Below are 20,278 nucleotides of genomic sequence, written 5' to 3' on the forward strand. Positions count from 1 at the left end.
AAAAATTAGATTTATTTAATATCCATACGAGATGCCATAGCACCACGAACTAGCACTGAGCCTGCAGCCACAAGCAAACCTACCAACGCAGCCAAGACAATAATAAGCACCTTACCCGCACCGTCTTTTTTCAAGGGAAACGAGGGTTGCATCTGATATTGATAGGGTTTGAAATCGATACTGCCAGGATTTATGGCTTGAAGCGCGCTCAGTACATACTCACGGTTCTGTACAGATGCATTCATCTGAGCGACATCTTTAATAGACTGCTCAATCTTCAACTTTTCAGCAAGACCCTTAGCCCCAAGAGAAACAGAATAATCAGGATCGTCTTTTACTGCCTGCCCATTACTGTATACCGGGTCTTTCAGACCTGCCGCATTCGCTACTTGCAATGAATAACCCAAACGTTCCAAATTCACATTGTGTTGGTTCTTAAGATTAATACGATCAAGTGCTAACCTATCTTTTTCAAATGCTACTTTTAAATCGATGGCATTTCTCATCCGCTCGATAACGTTTTTATTAACCTCAGCGGTGACAAAGCTAACGTAGTTTTGCAGCACTTGTTGGGCATCTTTCGCATCGGGCGCCGTAAAGCTCAGAGTCCAGGAGGCATAAGGTGCATTTTCGATTTTTTTGGCTGCGTTGTTGTCTACTGCGATGAATTTTTGCGAAACATTCACAATAGCGCGGTACAACTCATCCTTGTTCACTTGTGCATTCTTCACCAGTGTTTGTACATAAGGTGATTTAGCCAGGAATTCCTGGCGAAGTTCTTCTGAGTTAAATCTCTCCAAAAATAGATTGTAGAGGTTAGTTGCATCAAGATTTGTTTCTACACCAAGTACCGTCATATTGACCAATGCATGGCGCAGTTTAATAACATCTTTGTTTTCAGGTGGCGTAACAATCGTCTGACTTGTCCATTTTTGTGGAAGTAATAAACTGGCCGCCATTCCGCACAAGGCAAACAACAAGGTAATAAGGATTATCTGTTTTTTTGCCACGTAGAGCGTAGACAATAAGCTCAGTAAATCTATTTCCTCATTTTGAGACGGTATAATCGGATAATGAGACGTACTTTCTAAATGACTGGTTTTTAACTCTATAGAAGACATAACTGGCCAGCTTTTAATTTATTGAGAAAATGACCTGCTTTAGCCCATGTATTAAGGAGGTTAAAGCAATGTTTAAACCAAGGAATAAAAAGACGGATACGGTTAGAATAAAGGCAATTTAATTTTCCAATTATTTATTTTTACCTATTTATGGAAAACACCTCTTATATTTCTTAACACATCAACAACAAAGCCAAGGCATTGTTGTAAAAACATGCGTGTATAAAGCTCTATTATTATCCGTGTGATCCATCTCAAAAACAACTCCTAACTCTTGCATTTCAAAAATCCAGAAAATTCTTGTTCACTTTTCTGCATCTGCTCAAAATCTTACTCATTTCACATAATCGAAACATCGTTTCGACTTTGATCACATTTCCAACATGAATTGAATGACGTCGTTACAAATCGTAATAAGATTATTTAAAACACTGTTTTACAAATCAGAAACCACAGTTCGTATGTTTATGAAACCTGTAAATAGATACAGACAAGAAACAGGCGTGGTGGTGCTTTACATTTTAATTATCAATCAACTATCAGGGAATGAATATGATAAACCCACCGACTGCCTTTCGACCCATTCGTTATGTTTCACGAACGAGGCAATGAGTTTCAAGAACGATTTTGTGAAAATTTTTTAAACCATTGATCGCCAGGTAGGTATTTATGAATGAAAACAAAATGCTGGGATTGGCATGGATATCGCCCTACATAATCGGGTTGATAGTCTTTACTGCCTTCCCATTTGTTTCATCTTTCTTCCTCAGTTTTACTGAGTACGATTTGATGACCCCACCGGTATTCACCGGTATCGAGAACTATCGCTACATGTTGACCGAAGATTCACTCTTCTGGAAATCCATGGGTGTGACTTTTGCGTACGTGTTTTTAACCATCCCATTGAAACTCGCTTTCGCATTGGGCATCGCATTTGTTCTGAACTTTAAACTGCGCGGAATCGGCTTCTTCCGTACTGCGTATTACATTCCGTCAATTTTGGGTAGCTCCGTTGCCATCGCCGTTCTGTGGCGTGCGCTGTTTGCTATCGATGGTTTGCTTAACAGCTTTATCGGTGTGTTCGGTCTTGATCCGGTGAACTGGCTAGGTGAACCTTCACTTGCGCTGATGTCGGTTACGCTGTTGCGCGTTTGGCAGTTCGGTTCTGCGATGGTTATCTTCCTTGCGGCCCTGCAAAACGTTCCGCAATCACAGTATGAAGCAGCAATGATCGATGGTGCGTCTAAATGGCAGATGTTCATGAAAGTGACCGTGCCTTTGATAACGCCAGTCATTTTCTTCAACTTCATCATGCAGACCACGCAGGCGTTCCAGGAGTTTACCGCGCCATACATCATTACTGGTGGCGGTCCAACTCACTACACCTACTTGTTCTCACTGTATATCTACGATACCGCGTTCAAATACTTCGATATGGGTTATGGCGCAGCGCTGGCGTGGGTTCTGTTCCTGGTCGTGGCGGTCTTTGCCTCCATCGCCTTTAAGTCATCGAAATACTGGGTGTTCTACTCCGCAGACAAGGGAGGCAAAAATGGCTGATATCCAACCAAGCCAGTTAGCGGCTAAAAATCCGATGGACCAGGCAGAAGAAGAAATCGCCCGCACTTTGCGTCGCGAAAAGATCAGCCGCAGCATCCGTTATGTCGTCTTGCTGATTGTCGGTTTGTTAATGCTTTACCCATTAGTGTGGATGTTCTGCGCAGCGTTCAAACCGAACCACGAGATTTTCACCACTTTGGGTCTGTGGCCGTCTAACCCGACCAGCGACGGTTTCGTCAACGGTTGGAAAACGGGTACTGAATACACCTTCGGTCACTACATGCTGAACACCATGCAGTATGTGATTCCGAAAGTTCTGTTGACCATCATCTCTTCAACGATCGTTGCTTATGGCTTCGCCCGTTTTGAGATTCCGTTTAAGAAGTTTTGGTTCGCAACGCTGATTACCACCATGTTGCTCCCAAGCACTGTGCTGTTAATCCCGCAATACCTGATGTTCCGTGAAATGGGCATGTTGAATAGCTATCTGCCGCTGTGGCTGCCAATGGCGTTCGCAACCCAAGGGTTCTTTGTCTTCATGTTGATCCAGTTCCTGCGTGGCGTGCCACGCGATATGGAAGAAGCAGCGCAGATTGATGGCTGTAACTCCTTCCAGGTGCTCTGGTATGTGGTAGTGCCGATTCTGAAACCGGCCATTATCTCTGTCGCCCTGTTCCAGTTCATGTGGTCAATGAACGACTTTATCGGGCCGCTGATTTATGTGTACAGCGTAGACAAGTACCCAATTGCACTGGCGCTCAAAATGTCTATCGACGTGACTGAAGGCGCCCCATGGAACGAAATTCTGGCAATGGCGAGTATCTCGATCATGCCATCAATCATCATCTTCTTCCTGGCTCAACGCTACTTCGTACAAGGCGTGACCAGCAGCGGAATTAAAGGTTAAGTGAGGGAATATCATGGCTGAAGTTACTTTCAATAAATTGCAAAAAGTTTACTCCAACGGCTTCCAGGCGGTTCATGGTATCGACCTGAAGATTGAGGATGGTGAATTCATGGTTATCGTCGGCCCGTCTGGCTGCGCGAAATCAACCACCCTGCGTATGCTGGCTGGCCTCGAAACCATCAGCGGCGGCGAAGTCAGAATTGGCGAGCGCGTGGTTAACAACCTTGCCCCTAAATCTCGCGGTATCGCAATGGTGTTCCAGAACTATGCGTTGTATCCGCACATGACCGTGCGTGAAAACCTGGCCTTTGGCCTGAAGCTGAGCAAACTGCCAAAAGAACAAATCGAAACTCAGGTTAATGAAGCAGCAAAAATCCTCGAATTGGATGAGCTGATGGACAGGCTGCCGCGCCAGTTGTCTGGCGGCCAGGCCCAACGAGTGGCCGTTGGTCGTGCGATTGTGAAAAAACCAGATGTGTTTTTGTTCGATGAACCGCTGTCGAACCTTGATGCCAAACTGCGCGCGTCAATGCGTATTCGCATCTCTGACCTCCACAAGCAGCTCAAGAAAAGCGGTAAACCTGCGACCACCGTTTATGTCACCCACGATCAGACCGAAGCAATGACTATGGGCGACCGTATCTGTGTGATGAAACTGGGTCACATCATGCAAGTCGATACGCCAGACAACCTCTACCACTACCCGAAAAACATGTTCGTAGCAGGCTTTATCGGCGCGCCAGAAATGAACATCCGCCCGAGCAAGTTGATTGAGAAAGATGGCCGCCTGCATATTAGCGTCGGTAACGACACGCTGGCATTGAACGAGCGCCAGCAGACGCGCTGCGCGGAGTACAAAAATCAGGATATCTTCTTCGGGATCCGTCCTGAGTTTATTTCACTCTCTGATGAACCGTTTGCCCAAAGCCATTCCAGCGGCGAAATGGTGCGTGTGGAGAACATGGGTCACGAATTCTTTATCTACTTGAAAGTAGCTGATTTCGAAATGACCTGCCGAATCCCTTCCGATGAAGCTAAGCCAATGATTGAAAAAGGCCTTCACCGTAAGGTGTATTTCAAGTTTGACATGGAAAAATGTCATATTTTCGACGCTAAAACAGAACAGAACATCTCTCTTTGACAGGAGTCTATGATAATGAAAAAAGTGCTATTAAGTACCCTGATTACCTCTACCTTAGCAATGGCTGCCGGCTCTGCATTCGCGGCGGATCAAGTCGATTTACGTATGTCCTGGTGGGGCGGCAACGGTCGCCATCAGGTCACACTGAAAGCGGTGGAAGAATTCCAGAAACAACATCCGAACATTAAAGTGAGTTCTGAGTACACCGGTTGGGACGGTCACTTGTCGCGTCTGACCACGCAAATTGCGGGCGGTACTGAGCCCGATGTCATGCAGACAAACTGGAACTGGTTGCCAATTTTCTCGAAAACCGGCACCGGCTTCTACGACTTGAATACCGTGAAAGGCGATTTAGATCTGACCCAGTTTGACCCGAAAGAACTGCAATCAACCACCGTTGACGGCAAGCTGAACGGCATTCCCATTTCCGTCACCGCACGTGTGTTCTATTTCAACGACGAAACCTGGAAAAAAGCGGGCGTTGAATACCCGAAAACCTGGGATGAGTTGATGGCTGCGGGTAAAACCTTCGAAACCAAACTGGGCAAACAGTTCTACCCGGTGGTGTTAGAACACCAGGATACGCTGTCTCTGCTGCGCTCTTATATGGTGCAGAAATACAATATTCCTGAAATCGACGCGGCGAAAAAACAATTCGGTTACACCAAAGAACAGTGGGTTGAGTTCTTCGGCATGTATAAGAAGCTCATCGACAGCCACGTAATGCCTGATACCAAATACTATGCCTCATTTGGCAAGAGCAACATGTATGAGATGAAGCCGTGGATTGAAGGCGAGTGGGCGGGTACTTACATGTGGAACTCCACCATCAATAAATACTCTGACAACCTCAAGCCACCAGCCAAACTTGAACTGGGTTCTTACCCAATGCTGCCAGGTGCAACTGACGCAGGTCTGTTCTTCAAACCAGCGCAAATGTTCTCTATCAGTAAAACCACGAAGTATCCGAAAGAATCAGCGATGCTGATTAACTTCTTGCTGAATGAAAAAGCCGGTGTGGAAGCGCTGGGTCTGGAGCGTGGTGTACCGTTAAGCAAAGCGGCTGTTACACAGCTCACGGCTGATGGTGTAATTAAAGACAGCGATCCAGCAGTGGCGGGCCTGAAACTGGCGCAATCACTGCCAAACAAACTGCCGACGTCTCCGTACTTTGACGATCCGCAAATTGTTTCCCTCTTCGGGACTTCATTGCAGTACATCGACTATGGCCAGAAAACCGTAGAAGAAACTGCTGCTGATTTCGAGCGCCAGGGTAATCGTATTCTGAAACGCGCAATGCGCTAATTAGTCAGCATAGTTTTTTGCTCTATACCCAAAGTTGCAAGAAGGCCTCGACACAGGGAATCACCAGGAGCTTCCTTGAATAAGTGACTGGGTGAACGAGGAAAGCCAACGCACATGCAACTTGAAGTATGACGGATATATATCCTGCCCCGCTTGCGGTGCAGGGTATTTTTTTAACTCAATGGGAATTTCGTTATGGCTAAAGGTAGAAAGCCCAACCTTCCTTCCGTGCCCGACGCGACAAGGAAACAGGTACAGAAGTATTACGTTTGCCCCCCACCACATGTTGTTTGTCACCGTAATTACTTCTATCAATAATGTTTTAGCAACGATGGGCAGTGGCGATAATACTTTTGGCAAATTTTTATCCGCAGACGACAAGTCACTGTGGTATGTGAAAAACACTCGCGAATTACGCCGCGCTGACCTGGAATCTCTTGAAGAATACGTCTTTTACGAAGTCGAAGATGATTGGGTAGCTTACGGCACCTGGGTGGCTAATTCAGATTGCAGCCAACGAGTCGGTATTGAAATTAAAAAGAACGACTGGTCGCCGCTGACTGACTGGCAAAAATTCCGCGATTTCTATTTTACGAATCCTGAATGTCGCCTGATTCGTATCGAGTTGCACACAAAGGCACGCAAAAAGCAGTTTGCCGCCACAATACGTCCTGGAAAGTGTTGGATAGCGACCGCCAGATAACGCATCCACATCCTTCCTTTAGCCCGGATAACCAATGGGTGCTTTACACGTCTGACGAAGAAGGAATGCCCGCGCTATATCTGGCTCAAGCTTAATAAAAAACCCCTTGTCCGTTGGACAAGGGGTTATCAGTTATTTCACCATTTGAGCCTGCGGTTTTGACACCACTTTCGGCCCAGCACTCCGTTTGAGTAAATACCCCACCAGTAGTATCACTGCGGCGCAGGTACCAAACAATAAACGCCCCCACAGTGGATTAGGTAGCAACACCATCAGCAGTAAGCCTCCACCCATCATCAATGTGATTTGACCAAGCTTCTGACGCTGCAGCCTATCGAATTCATCTTGTTCGCTATCTGCAATCACTGGGGTTTCAATGTTGTGGAAGAACTCATCAATGCTTTTTTGTTCGCTCTTCGTAAATTGATCTTCACGCCAGAACAAAGTACTCAGGCAGAAGAAACCGCCAGTCAGGAACAGATGAGCCGCTACCGTCATGGTCGTTGTTAGCTCAGACAGTTCGCGCCCGGTGAGTTGCAGGTCAAACAACCCAGCGAACCACTGTGCGGTAAAGACATTCATGATGAGCCACGAGATGCACATCCCGAAACAAACGCTGCCCCACGCTGCCCATTTCGGTGTTTTACGAATAAACATACCGAAGAACAGCGGCACCAAAATCGGAGATTGCAGCAAAGTCGCCACGCGCATCATCAATTCAAACAGGCTCAGCCCTTTGAGTTGAGCAAATAGCTGCGCGATAAGAATGACCATGATGCCATTGATAATGGTCACAATCTGGCTGGTGCGAAGCAGGCTTTTTTCTGACAGCGGCTTATTACGGCACACTACTGGAGCCCAGAAGCTGCGGACAAAAATCCCGGCATTACGGCACAAAGCAGAATCCATTGATGACATGGTTGCGGCGAATAACCCCGCGACAAGCAGACCAATCGTCCCTACTGGCATCAGTTTCTCAGCAAACACCAGATACACAGCGTCGCTTGCTTTGTTACCCAGTTCCGCATGAGACGCTGCGGCATCTGGCAGTAAAACAGCACTTGCCCACGGTGGAATAAACCAAATGAAGGTGCCTACCAGCATCAGTATCATCGCAAAGAAAGCGGCCTTGCGGGCGTTGTTACTGTCTTTCGCATTCAGGAAACGGTAAGAATCCTGCATATTGTTGATACTTTGGATTTGTTTGACCAGGAAGAAGATAAACGAACCGACCAGCAACAGGCCGTAATTCATGTCCGGGCCCATAATGAAGTTACCAGGGAATTTCGCGACCATTTCAGTCGGACCGCCCACTGCGATCAGTGCCACCACTGCGCAGGCAACAGAAATCACCGCCACAACCAGTGTTTGTACGAAGTCACTCGCCACCACACCCCATGCGCCACTCAACAGCGAAATCAGTAGAACTGAAATCCCGGTGACCCAGATGGTGGTCGACATGTCGTAGCCAAATACCGCGCCGACAAAGATTGCCAGACCGTTCAGCCAAACCCCGCCGTTGAGCACGCTGAGCGGGATAATCGCCCAGGTAAAGAATTGCTCATTTGTTTTGCCATAACGCGCACGCACACCCTCGGTTGGCGTATCAACGCGCATCTGACGAAAACGCTGGCTGAACCACCACCATGAAACGATGTATCCAAGAATATTACCGAGGAACACGAAGGTAACCGAGAAGCCATCCGTAAAAGCTTTCCCTGCTGCCCCCGTAAAAGTCCAGGCAGAAAACTGTGTCATGAATGCCGTCGCACCCACCATCCACCACAACATGCGGCCACCACCTCGAAAGTAATCACTGGTGGATTTGCTGGCCATTTTTTTGAAGGCCAGACTGATGACAACCATCAGCACAAAATAACCGGCGATCACCCACATATCGATATTCATGTCGTTCCCCTATCCTTAGACTCATCATGCTGTCGCCGTCAGCGGCATAATATTTTTTCTCAGGCTTAATAATAGAAACATCGTTTCGTTTTTTATGTGACGTATTTTTATTTTTTTAAAAAAAGCCGGAAGTTGCCTCTATTTCTGTGAATAAGGCTGAAAAATTGATTAGAAAGGAACGCTAAATTTGGAGCGAAGCAGGAAACCACGCCGATACAGTCGAAAAAATGTGATTCCCATCACTTTTAGAACCGGGCAGCAAGACAGTTAAAAAGCAAAAACCCTCAGTCCGGGGACTGAGGGTTCATGAAACGGTAAAGCTGAGCGGTAATTAACGCGCTAACCAGCCGCCATCAACTGCTACGGTGTAACCGTTGATGTAGTCAGAAGCAGGAGAGGCCAGGAATACGATTGGACCTTTCAGATCTTCTGGCAGGCCCCAACGGCCAGCAGGGATACGCTCAAGAATCGCAGCACTACGCTCTTCGTCAGCACGCAGTTGCTGGGTATTGTTAGTTGCCATGTATCCCGGAGCAATAGCATTCACGTTGATACCGTGCTGTGCCCACTCGTTCGCCAGCAGACGGGTCACGCCCATCACGGCACTCTTAGAAGCGGTGTAAGACGGTACGCGGATGCCACCCTGGTAAGAAAGCATGGAAGCGATGTTAATGATTTTTCCGCCTTTGCCCTGAGCAATGAATTGGCGAGCAACAGCCTGAGACATAAAGAATACGCTCTTAATGTTCAGGTTCATTACGTCGTCCCAGTCTTTTTCGCTGAAGTTGATCGCATCTTCACGACGAATCAGGCCGGCGTTGTTAACCAGAATGTCGATTTGACCAAATTCAGCAACCGCACGCTCCAGCAAAGATGGAATACCGTCAATTTGACGCAGATCAGCGGTCAGGCTCAAGAAACGGCGACCCATAGCGGTTACGCGCTCAATGGTTTCGGTTGGTTCAACGATGTTGATACCAACGATGTCACACCCCGCTTCCGCAAGACCAATAGCCATACCCTGGCCCAGACCTGTATCACAACCAGTAACAACAGCAACTTTACCTTCCAGGGAGAACGAATCCAGAATCATGTAGGTTTCCTTTTTTATATGGGCCTGCAGTTAACGCAAGCGTCTTGGGGGAAATTTTGTCGCGCTCACTGCGCAATACATAAATTACTTACGGTGATATATACCCATTAGCATTCGAGTTGCAGCCAACCCCCTGCAGCTTGAAGGATGATGGGTATAGCACTGTTCCGTAATCTTTGATGAGTAATAGTAATCCTGTTGAAACTGCTTTTCAATTATAAATGAAACATTGTTTCAACTTTAGAGTGATACTTGTAAAATTTGATATAGGGATCACGATAACCCGCAATTTACCCCGTAACGCCTCCCTCTTTGGGGGATGTAATGTTACTGATATTGCTGTTTAGTGAATGCAATCACACATATTGAAACAATGTTTTGATAAATTAACGTCAATTATTCAAACACCAATTTTCGACAGATGCGAGTTGTCATTCAAAGGAGAGCATTATGGCTAAAGGTATGCGGGTTAAACTGGTTTATGAAGTGAGTCAGGATCCAGACACAGGTGTCGAAGTCACCCGCCTAACGCCACCAGAGGTAACGTGCCATCGCAATTACTTCTATCAAAAATGCTTCACCAATGACGGCAGCAAATTACTGTTTGCCGGGGAATTTGATGGTAACTGGAACTACTATTTGCTGGATATTGCCGCTTGCGAAGCGGTGCAATTAACAGAAGGAACTGGCGACAATACCTTTGGCGGCTTCCTCTCTCCGGATGACAAATCCCTCTATTATGTGAAGAACGAACGCACTCTGCTGGAAGTCGATCTTGAGACCCAGGTTGAGCGTGAAGTTTATCGCGTCCCTGCTGACTGGGTGGGATACGGCACCTGGGTTGCCAACAGCGATTGCACGAAGTTAGTTGGTATCGAAATTTCTAAAGACGACTGGGTTCCGCTAAACGACTGGAAAATCTTCCACGACTTCTTCCATAAAGGGCCAAACTGCCGACTGTTGCGTGTTGATTTGCAAACGGGCGAAAGCGCGGTTATCCACCAGGAGAAAAACTGGCTCGGCCACCCAATTTATCGCCCGTTCGATGACAACACTGTTGCGTTCTGCCATGAAGGCCCGCATGACCTGGTTGATGCACGTATGTGGATGGTCAACGAAGATGGCAGCAACGTACGTAAAGTTAAAGAGCATGCCCAAGACGAAAGCTGCACACATGAATTCTGGGTACCAAACGGCTCCTCTCTGATGTACGTTTCTTATCTCAAAGGCCAACAAGGACGCACTATTTATAGCTACAACCCGGTGACTGGCATAAATACTGAAGTCATGCAGATGCCAGCGTGTTCCCATCTGATGAGTAACTTTGATGGCACACTTTTAGTCGGTGACGGTTCAGGTACACCAGTTGATGTTAAAGACACCAGCGGTTATACCATCGACAACGATCCGTATTTATATGCCTTCGATGTCGCGAAGAAAGCCTATTTCCGCGTCGCTCGCCACGATACTTCCTGGGCCACTTTTGCTAATAGCCGCCAGGTTACGCACCCACATCCTTCATTTACTCCAGATGATAGTGCCATTCTTTTCAGTTCCGATAAAGACGGTAAACCAGCACTGTATATTGCAAAAATTCCAACCAACCCTGAATTAATATCCACCGAATAAAAGATATGCCCTGTGTATGCCCTTGCTCTCTCTAATCGGGAGAGCTTTTTTATTTCTGTTTACTGCTAAGAATTCATCTATTTTCTAATAATGGAAAGTCTGAAATAAAAAAGCCTCCGCAATGACACGGAGGCTTAAATGAGGGTTAGATACAAAGCAGAGGTTTACGTTTAATTAGAAGGAATATGCAACACCAACACGGTAACGGGTCTGGCGCTCATCTGTGGATTTACTGCCGCTGACGTTGCCCACCTCGCCGTACGGAGCCCAGTTTTTATCCCACTTATAAGCCACTTTCACATTGTATTCTTCAGAGTCTTTTTTGTTATCTGAACGAATCTGATGATCGCTTTTCGCGTAGACATAATTCAGCTCAGTACGCCAGTCACCCAAAGCGTAGCCAGCCCATAAATCGCCACGGTTAACTTTATCGTCTTCTTTATTTGAATCATTAGGGTTACGTGTGTACTCGAAACGATAGCGGGCGGCCAGATAGAAACCGCTGTCAAAGCTGTATTGTGCCTGAAGGTTAGGTTTCCAGATGGTACGACTGTCGTTACTTTCAACCGTTAATGCTGGAGTCATCGAAAAGTTATTGTTTGCTTTCCAGCGCCAACTAATCTGATCTTCGTGGCCATTACCAACCAAATCAGAGAATGCCTGATCTTTATTTGTACCGCCTGATTTCCATTTGGCTTCCACGCTGAAACCTAATCCATTATCAAAACGATGCGAAACGGATACGCGGTCAGCGTTAATGCCTGAATCTATATATTCATGGCGTAAATCAATAGTCACTGCTTGTGCAGCAATGCTAGTACCGCAGAGAACAGCCACAGCCAGAGCTTTCTTAAACATAATCACAATCCCTTTATCGAAGTATTTTTTCGCTGAATGATAATTCATTGAAATATCGTTTCGTTTTTATGAAACTGCATTTTATTTATAAATAAACATTATTTTAGTGATCAGGATCGTAATTATTTATGTCAAAATTTACACGTGGCAATATTCGTGATGAGTATCAACAAAACAAAGTGTGAAACCTAAAATAAAGCGACACCCATCACGACAACATAGCCAGGGCCAGTGTTGAAATAATATTTCAATCATGTTTTAAATAATTTACATACAAATAGTTTCCTACCTTAAATAAAATCAAACAATGCATCCCTATTTATGGGGAAAGAAATAATACCGTGTGAAACAGGGTGATATGGTTTGTTAAAAACAGGCTGTAATGGCGAATATGCAGGAGGAAAACTTAACAATTAAGAAAGAAGCAATGAAGGAATTATGTGACGGAGTTAAATAGAATCGGGAAAAAGTGTGGTGCAGTTAAAAGAAAAAACATCTCCAGAAGAAGATGTTTTTAGATTTTGATAACTATTGCTTATATATAGACGACAGCGATTAGTCGCGCTCGATAGCCAGCGCAACCCCCTGTCCGCCACCAATGCATAACGTCGCCAGCCCTTTTTTGGCATCACGCTTGATCATTTCATGCACCAAAGAAACCAATATACGGCAACCCGATGCGCCGATAGGATGCCCAAGCGCCAACGCACCGCCGTTGACATTCACTTTGCGCTCATCCCATTCCAACATTTTGCCCACCGATAGTGCCTGCGCCGCAAAGGCCTCATTTGCTTCGATAAGATCCAATTCATCAAGCGTCCAGCCCGCACGCTCAAGGCAGCGCTGCGTTGCTGTCACTGGCGCAATCCCCATATAAGCGGGATCGACACCTACGCTTGCAAAAGCCCGGATCCGCGCCAGAACCGGCAAATTCAACTCCTCGGCTTTACTGGCACTCATCATTAATACGGCGGCAGCTCCATCATTAATAGAAGAAGCATTTCCTGCGGTCACACTACCCTGGCTATCAAACGTTGGCTGCAACTGAGCCAATGCTTCCGCGCTGGTATCGGTATGTGGCTGTTCGTCTGTATCGACGATAACCGACTTCCCGGCTGCTGATTCCACTGTCACCGGTACGATTTCATCCTTAAAGCGCCCGGAATCAATCGCCACCCGTGCTTTGTGTTGAGAAGCCAGTGCGTATGCATCCTGGCTTTCACGGCTGATACCATATTCACGCGCCAGGTTTTCTGCCGTCACGCCCATGTGGTAGTCATTGAATGCGTCCCACAAACCATCGTGAACCAGGCTGTCAATTAACTGAGTATTTCCAAGCCCCGCACCGTTACGGCTATCGGCCAGTACGTGCGGTGCGCGGCTCATATTTTCCTGGCCACCCGCAATCACCACATCGGCTTCACCACACTGAATCGCCTGGGTAGCAAGATGCAGTGCTTTTAGACCGGAACCGCAAACGTCGTTAATGGTGATGGCTGAAACCGACCAAGGCAAACCACTGTTCAGGGCAGTTTGTCGCGCCGGGTTTTGCCCTGCCCCCGCAGTCAAAACCTGGCCGAGTATCACTTCGTCAACTTCTTGCTCGCTTACACCACAGCGTTCGAGCAGTGCTTTCACTACCGCACTCCCCAACTCTGAGGCGCTGCGTGGGGAAAGTGCCCCCTGAAAACAGCCAATGGGGGTACGAGCAGCCCCAACGATCACGACATCTTTCATTGTTTTCTCCGCAATGTTTTGACTGCTTTCAGGAAAAGTTAAACGTCACAGCAAACAGCATCAAGCCTGACTGCTGTCATCAAGAACCGCATTTCTACGGCGTTCCTTTTCGATATACATCGCCATATCTGCCTCGCGCAAAGCAATATCATGGTCGGTAAAGGCGGGATTGACGGCAACGGCACCCACGCTGGGCCCGGCATAGTTAATCACACTGGAATGAAGCTGATACTCACCGGTAAGTAAACTCGTTAGCCTGGTTTTGAAAGCCTGTGCGGCACTTAGCGCCTCGTTTAATTCCCCAGGCCCAATACCTGCCACAATAAATTCATCACCACCAACTCGGCCTATCACCTCAGGTGTTCGCACACCACTTTTCAGCCGTTCCCCAACAATACGCAGGAAATCGTCACCGGATTCATGGCCATAAATATCGTTAATTTCTTTGAAATCATCCAGATCAGCAAAAGCGATCAGCACATAACTGGTGTTATTACGCGCCTGGGCAAAGAGTTTTGGTAATAGCTCAAACACCGCCCGGCGATTTGGTAATCCGGTCAGCTCATCAGTATAGCTGGCCGCCGTCAGAGCGATATTCGCGCGCTGTAATTGCTTCAAAAGCTGCTCATTCTGAATTTGTTGAGCAATCAACTGCGCGAAGAGTTGCAGCACTTGTTCGCTACGCTCGGTTAATTCCCGGTGCGCTGAACTTGCGGCACAGAGCGTGCCATACAAAGAGCCATCTGCGAGAGTGACGGGTGTGCTGACGTAGGTAGTAATACCAAGCGCTTTTGCGGCTTGCGAATCACCCCAGACATTTGCCACATCACAGGTGTAACGCTTGCCTTCGTCTAGGGCTCGCTTGCAAAGCGTATCACCCCACGGTACCGAAAGCCCCTCGGGGATCTGCATGCTTCTGGTATTTCGAGCAAACTGGATATGCTGCAAGCTGCCATCAGGTTCGATGCGAGTAAGGTAGGTAGACTCCATATTCGTTACTAACTCAAGCATTTCCAGTAACTGTCGGACAAGTCCTTCAAGGGTATTTTCAGATTCTAACGCCGTTGAAATGCGCTCGATAAGATTGTCAGACATAAAATCAGGTATACCTTTTAAAAAACACGCGGGCGAAAGCTGCAAAAGATGAACATGTTTTTAACATATTGTGAACATAAGTTCCCCTCCCAAATATCGCAATTGAGAGGCAGAGGGCTGCTGATTATCACGCCCAGCTTAATAGTGGGCTCATGCCCTCATCCTTGACCAGAGCTCGTAGCGCAGGTAACTGGCAACATTGCAGCATAAGTAGCGGTAACGGGAAAATTTCGCTTTGGCGCAGTTCGACATTCTCCAGCTCGCCCCAAAAATACCACCCTTGCGTCACCAGGCTTGCTGGAACGAACAAATGCAGATGCATGCCGCGCTGCGGTTCGTCGGGCAGACCTAGCCATTGGCTAAGTCGAAGACTTCCAGAGGGCGCATATTCGGCCAACACACATTGCTGCACCTGCGTTGCCGGAATATAGAGATGCAGATCCCCAAGCGTGATTCTTACCGCCGCAAGACTAAGAGTGTGATTCATAGCCGCTGGTTTCCAGATAACGCTCAAAGACCAAGTTCATATCCAATAGCGCAAAGTATTCCTGCCCAACAGGAACAATACCGACCACAATTTTTTGCATCGCGGGAGATAAATTATCAGCAGACGGATGAATCTGGCTTTCTGCTACCTCCAGCACATCAATTAATTTATCGACCTGGATCCCGCTTTGCATTTTCGTGCCACGACCAATGAGAATGGTGCGTTTGCCAGGCACATCTTGCGAAGGCGCATCAATCAGCTGATTAATGTTAATAACCGACTCAACGCGCCCGCGGTGATTAATCACCCCTTCAAGGGATGGTGGGCAACCAGGCACCCAGGAAACAGGGCGCTCAGCCATAATTTCTTTGATTTGCGAACCGTAAAAAGCAAAGTTGTTGCCTGCCTGCTTGAATAAAACCAGGCTGCATTGCGGTTCATCAACGTTGGCGATTTCGCGATTTTCGCCTTGATAGTGGCTTAATATTTGATCTAATTGCTCGCTCATGCGACATCCTTACCTTCGGCGAGGCAATAACGATTACGGCCATGCTGCTTTGCCGAATACAATGCCTGGTCAGCACGCTCGCGAATCATTTCTATTTTGTCACCTTGTTGCCACGAGGCAATACCGGCGCTGAAGGTATTGCTAAAGCGGGTCTGATTCACCGAGAAATGAATTTTTTCAAATCCCTGACGCAACCGTTCAACGACTAATGCCGCCTGTTCTTTGGATGTGCCAGGCATAATTATCGCGAATTCTTCACCGCCATAACGCCCGACAATATCGGTGCTGCGCATTCGGTGGGAAAATAGCTGCGAGATGCCCAAAATGACCTGGTCGCCCGCGACGTGACCATATGTATCATTAATGTTTTTAAAGTGGTCCAAATCGACCATCACCAGACTGAAAGGAATACCGCTGTAATTGGATTCAGTAATGGCACTTTCCAGATAATGCGTCGTCGTCGAGTGGTTATACAGGCCCGTCAAACTATCCTGAGACATGCGAGCGCGCAGCGTGCGCATTCTTTCAGCACGAATCGAAACCGCATTAATCAGCTCCTGCGGGTCCGCCTGCTTGATAATAAAATCTTCAGCACCGGTACTCATCGCTCCAAACTGGGTTGTTTTATTGGTTTCGCTCGACAGATAAGCGATAGGTAAACCGATATGCTGCGGGATCTGGCGGATCAGTTTTGTCAGCTCTTCGCCGCTGTAATCCGGCATGTGGAAATCCATCAGCACAATATCGATGGGATGCGTATTGAGCACATTCAATAAATGTGGGATCTGCGAAAGTACATGCACTTCCATCCCCGCTGCGCGCAGCATCTCAGCATTGTATTGAGCGACTTCCGGTTCATCATCAATCAGCAAAACCTGATACGGTTTTTTAAGCGAAGGCTGCGTTAACCGATGCAGTTCCTGGACTAAATCCGTGGTGGATGCCGGTTTCACATAGTAGCCATCGCAGCCAGCTTTAATCGCGTTGATACGAGCGTGGAAGTGGCTGTGACAAGAAAGATAAAGCACCGGGAAAGGCGTGCCGACTTTCTTTTTCAGATCCGACATAGCCAGCGGCCCGCCGTAGGCGTGCTCTGGAAAACTAACATCCATAATCACGACTGATGGAGGCTGGGATATAACCGCTTTGGTGAAATCTGCTGTGTTGGTAAACACATAACAAATGAAGCCAAAACAACGAAGCTGCGTTGCCAACAGTTCGGCCTGGTCGCTTTCATCATCACACAGGTAAACAGGTTTGATGGTTCGATTAATCGCGACTTCTTCCTGGCTGGAAGCGGCTATCGGGAATTTAACTAATGAATCCCCTCCTCGACGTGCGCTTTCCGCCTGCTCTTCGGTCAGTGTGTACAGCTGTTTAACGACCAGCTCAAGCTTTTGGTAAAGCGTGTCTGTGAGCGTATCACTCACTAACAGATGCTCACCTTCAGCGGCCTGACTGGCGATTTTGGTAAAACCAAATGAGGCGCTGGTTCCGTGGATACTGTGCAATAGAAGATGCAGTTGCTTGCTGTCCGCTTCATTAGGTTCGGTAGCTAATTTGACCAGCAGCCCATCAGCCTGATTCAGCATAGTGGGAATGCGTTGTAAGAAGCGCTGGCGTAAGCGAGCGATTTTATCTTGAGCTGTGCTCATCGTAGTTTGCGTCAATTCTTGATTCATCATAATTGTGTCATTTAATTAGCCAGCTTCGCTGGGCTTTAGTATTTCATTCACCACAGCCACCAGTCTTTCCCCCATGTTCTCGTCTTTCTTCACCCAGCAATCAGGAATAACGGTGATGTCTGTCATCTCACTGGCACTGAGTAAAATAAAAGGTTTGTTCCAGGCATTGGCACGCAACACTTCTAATAGATTAAGCCCGGTGATTTCCGGCATATGGAAATCGCTAATCACCAGGCTGATATCATTGTCTGAATCAAGATGGACTAAAGCGGTCATCGCGCTTTCGGCAATAATCACTTCATAACCGCTCATTTCCAGAAATACCGAAGCCAATTCAGCCGCGAACAAATCATCATCTACTAATAAAACACGCATCTTTTTTCTCACTTAATCAGCCATCAGCACAAAAGCATTTTTAATGTTTCTATGAGGCTATCCTGTTCAAAATCACCCTTCGCGATATAAGCATCTGCACCGACCTGAATACCCCGGCGGCGATCTTCTTCTTTGGCTCGCGAAGTCACGATAATAATTGGAATATGTTGGTAATTTTCTTCCGCACGTAGCGCTTTAGTAAGTGAGAATCCGTCCATCACCGGCATTTCGACATCCGTCAAAACGGCGTCAAATTGCGTTAAACGCGCTTTCTGTAATCCCGAGAAACCATCTTCGGCAAGCGTGACCTGATAACCGTGAGCCTCGAGCACGTTTTTCTCAATTTCACGAGTATTCAATGAGTCATCGACTATCAAGACATGCCATGAATTCTGCTGCATTTGTGGCTTAGGAGTCGTCGTCTTCGGCTGCCCTTGTTTTTGCGCCATCGCCATAAGCACCGGCACCTGTAAAATACTCACCAGTTGGTTATCCGCACTCAGCACCATGCCTGAGACTAAAGTCTGCTGCTGCATATGCTTCGGCAGCGGTTTAATCATCATGTTGCGTTCGTCGAGTAAGCTATCCACCAGCATCGCCATCTTGCCAAACTGGTTCTGAATAATGATAAGCAGCAAGCTGCTCGCAACCGCCGTGGGGGAGCTTAGGCTCCCTTGCCGGTCGTTAATACGCAGTAACTCAGCGGCTGAAATTACAGGGATAAATTCATTGTGCAGAATAATTGCCGGTCGCCCGGCTATGTCGCGTATTTCATCACGGGAATATTTAACCACTTCAACAACATATTGCGCCGCAAGACCGAAAAGATGGTTCTGCTGCTCAAACTGCAAGATACGCATCATGGCCAAAGAAATAGGTAATCTGATAATAAATGTTGTGCCCAGGCCCTGGCGGCTGTGTACCTGCAACGTGCCTTGCAGATCCGCAACAATGGTTTTACGAACGATATCCAGGCCCACACCACGACCGGATAATTCAGTCACAATCTTGCTGGTTGAAAACCCTGGATGGAAAATCAGCTCGTTGCATTCCAGATCTGAAAGCTTTTCAACCGCATTGGTGTTGACCAATCCTCGTGCCACCGCTTTGGCGCGAATAGCCGGATAATCTAAGCCACGTCCATCGTCTTCGACGCGCAGTAAAATGCCACGCCCATCCTGTTGAGTGGTCAGTGTAATAGTGCCACGGGCAGATTTTCCGGACGCCAAACGTTCGGCGGGTTCATCAAGGCCGTGATCGACGGCGTTACGCAGCAGGTGAGTTAAAGGCTCGGATAGACGATCAATTAATTGCCTGTCGATCTCGACCTCACCGCCCAAAATTCGGCAATCCACCTGCTTATTCAGAGAGGCAGCCAGCTCCCGCACCTGCATAGAAACAGGTTCAAACAGCATCGACATCGGAAGCAGGCGAATTGTGGTCGCAACGTCATACAGCTCATACATCTGGAGATGCTGAACCTGAAAATCTTCTTTTAGACTGCGGCTGAATTGCTGGATTTGCAGGCGAAGCTGCTCCGCATCCATTTGTACCAGACGCGGCCCAAGACTAGACAGCGCCTGCACTTGCTGTTCAAGGCGGTCATGGCTGGCGACAACTTCACCCAAAATGTTAATCAGGTCGTCGAGCTTTTCGAGTTTTATCCGCACCGAACTCGCTTGTTTGATGCTGCTTTCCGCTGTATCCAGCGTTACCGGTTTTTCTACCGGAGCCGTGGCTACTTTTGCCGGTTCTGTCTGCATTTCACCACGGCTGGCGCGAGAAAGCCTTTCACACAACGCTTCATCGGCGGGAGGTAACTGATTATTGCCTTCACTTGCCGACAGTTGTGCCAGTTGATTAGACAGGTAATCGGTAGCCTGCAAAATCAAAGTGCCAAGGTTTTGGTCAGGCGCGAGCTTTTTATCGCGCAGCTCACTGAGGATTTCTTCAAGCTGATGAGTAACATCGGCGATGCTTTGCAGCTTTAGCATGCGCGCCCCCCCTTTCAGGGTATGTGCGGCACGAAACATCTCACCAATTTGCGCGTCAGTATTTTGGCCCGATGAAAGCAGAAATACTCCTTCATTCACGGTATGCAAATGGCCGTTTGCTTCATCAATAAAGCGCAGCACGAATTTTTTAAGATCGATTGCCATACGGTTC

Annotated in this window: 16 protein-coding genes and 1 pseudogene; 6 read left to right on the forward strand and 11 right to left on the reverse strand. The window is 47.4% G+C overall.

What is annotated here, in order from left to right; all coding sequences use genetic code 11:
• Positions 1-11 precede the first annotated feature (11 nt).
• Positions 12-1,121 (reverse strand): LPS O-antigen length regulator Wzz(fepE), encoded by a 1,110-nt coding sequence (gene wzz(fepE) / locus FH968_RS07960; protein ID WP_139878615.1) that lies wholly within the window; start codon positions 1,119-1,121, stop codon positions 12-14.
• 669 nt (positions 1,122-1,790) lie between these two features.
• Between wzz(fepE) and FH968_RS07965 the strand changes: the two genes are divergently transcribed.
• From FH968_RS07965 to FH968_RS07985, 5 genes and pseudogenes are all read left to right on the forward strand, one after another.
• Positions 1,791-2,681 (forward strand): carbohydrate ABC transporter permease, encoded by an 891-nt coding sequence (locus FH968_RS07965; protein ID WP_139878616.1) that lies wholly within the window; start codon positions 1,791-1,793, stop codon positions 2,679-2,681.
• Positions 2,674-3,588 (forward strand): carbohydrate ABC transporter permease, encoded by a 915-nt coding sequence (locus FH968_RS07970; RefSeq protein ID WP_139878617.1) that lies wholly within the window; start codon positions 2,674-2,676, stop codon positions 3,586-3,588. Before FH968_RS07965 ends, FH968_RS07970 begins: the two co-directional genes overlap by 8 nt.
• Before the next feature lie 13 nt (positions 3,589-3,601).
• Positions 3,602-4,729 (forward strand): ABC transporter ATP-binding protein, encoded by a 1,128-nt coding sequence (locus FH968_RS07975; protein ID WP_139878618.1) that lies wholly within the window; start codon positions 3,602-3,604, stop codon positions 4,727-4,729.
• A 15-nt stretch (positions 4,730-4,744) separates the two neighbouring features.
• Entirely contained in the window at positions 4,745-6,034 is a 1,290-nt protein-coding gene (locus tag FH968_RS07980) for an ABC transporter substrate-binding protein (RefSeq protein WP_139878619.1), read from the forward strand.
• Between the two features lie 195 nt (positions 6,035-6,229).
• Positions 6,230-6,832, forward strand: a pseudogene (locus tag FH968_RS07985) (oligogalacturonate lyase family protein).
• 37 nt (positions 6,833-6,869) lie between these two features.
• Here the strand turns inward: FH968_RS07985 and FH968_RS07990 are convergent.
• Entirely contained in the window at positions 6,870-8,645 is a 1,776-nt protein-coding gene (locus tag FH968_RS07990) for a sodium:solute symporter family protein (protein WP_139878620.1), read from the reverse strand.
• A gap of 331 nt (positions 8,646-8,976) precedes the next feature.
• The gene (gene kduD, locus FH968_RS07995) at positions 8,977-9,738 is read right to left on the reverse strand and encodes a 2-dehydro-3-deoxy-D-gluconate 5-dehydrogenase KduD (protein WP_139878621.1); all 762 of its coding nucleotides are present in this window, start codon (positions 9,736-9,738) and stop codon (positions 8,977-8,979) included.
• 450 nt (positions 9,739-10,188) lie between these two features.
• Here kduD and FH968_RS08000 point away from each other — a divergent pair, with 450 nt between their 5' ends.
• Positions 10,189-11,367, forward strand: a complete 1,179-nt coding sequence (locus tag FH968_RS08000; RefSeq protein ID WP_139878622.1) for an oligogalacturonate lyase family protein — start codon at positions 10,189-10,191, stop codon at positions 11,365-11,367.
• A 174-nt stretch (positions 11,368-11,541) separates the two neighbouring features.
• Here FH968_RS08000 and FH968_RS08005 read toward each other — a convergent pair whose 3' ends face one another.
• From FH968_RS08005 to FH968_RS08040, 8 genes are all read right to left on the reverse strand, one after another.
• Positions 11,542-12,225: a porin gene (locus tag FH968_RS08005; RefSeq protein ID WP_139878789.1), complete on the reverse strand. Its 684-nt coding sequence runs from the start codon at positions 12,223-12,225 to the stop codon at positions 11,542-11,544.
• 555 nt (positions 12,226-12,780) lie between these two features.
• Positions 12,781-13,962, reverse strand: a complete 1,182-nt coding sequence (locus FH968_RS08010) for an acetyl-CoA C-acetyltransferase (RefSeq protein ID WP_139878623.1) — start codon at positions 13,960-13,962, stop codon at positions 12,781-12,783.
• A gap of 60 nt (positions 13,963-14,022) precedes the next feature.
• Positions 14,023-15,057: a sensor domain-containing diguanylate cyclase gene (locus FH968_RS08015; protein WP_139878624.1), complete on the reverse strand. Its 1,035-nt coding sequence runs from the start codon at positions 15,055-15,057 to the stop codon at positions 14,023-14,025.
• 127 nt (positions 15,058-15,184) lie between these two features.
• Positions 15,185-15,544 (reverse strand): hypothetical protein, encoded by a 360-nt coding sequence (locus FH968_RS08020; protein ID WP_139878625.1) that lies wholly within the window; start codon positions 15,542-15,544, stop codon positions 15,185-15,187.
• Complete coding sequence (locus tag FH968_RS08025) at positions 15,528-16,052, reverse strand: chemotaxis protein CheW (RefSeq protein WP_139878626.1); 525 nt, start codon at positions 16,050-16,052, stop codon at positions 15,528-15,530. The genes FH968_RS08020 and FH968_RS08025 overlap by 17 nt, the downstream gene beginning before the upstream one ends.
• Complete coding sequence (locus FH968_RS08030) at positions 16,049-17,737, reverse strand: diguanylate cyclase (protein ID WP_223271299.1); 1,689 nt, start codon at positions 17,735-17,737, stop codon at positions 16,049-16,051. The genes FH968_RS08025 and FH968_RS08030 overlap by 4 nt, the downstream gene beginning before the upstream one ends.
• Positions 17,738-17,752: 15 nt before the next feature.
• Positions 17,753-18,112, reverse strand: coding sequence for a response regulator (locus FH968_RS08035; RefSeq protein WP_139878627.1), 360 nt, complete (start codon positions 18,110-18,112; stop codon positions 17,753-17,755).
• Between the two features lie 23 nt (positions 18,113-18,135).
• Positions 18,136-20,271 (reverse strand): response regulator, encoded by a 2,136-nt coding sequence (locus FH968_RS08040; RefSeq protein ID WP_139878628.1) that lies wholly within the window; start codon positions 20,269-20,271, stop codon positions 18,136-18,138.
• Positions 20,272-20,278: the final 7 nt, after the last annotated feature.

The sequence above is a fragment of the Buttiauxella sp. B2 genome, from assembly GCF_006376615.1.
In the GTDB taxonomy this organism is placed as follows: Bacteria; Pseudomonadota; Gammaproteobacteria; order Enterobacterales; family Enterobacteriaceae; genus Buttiauxella.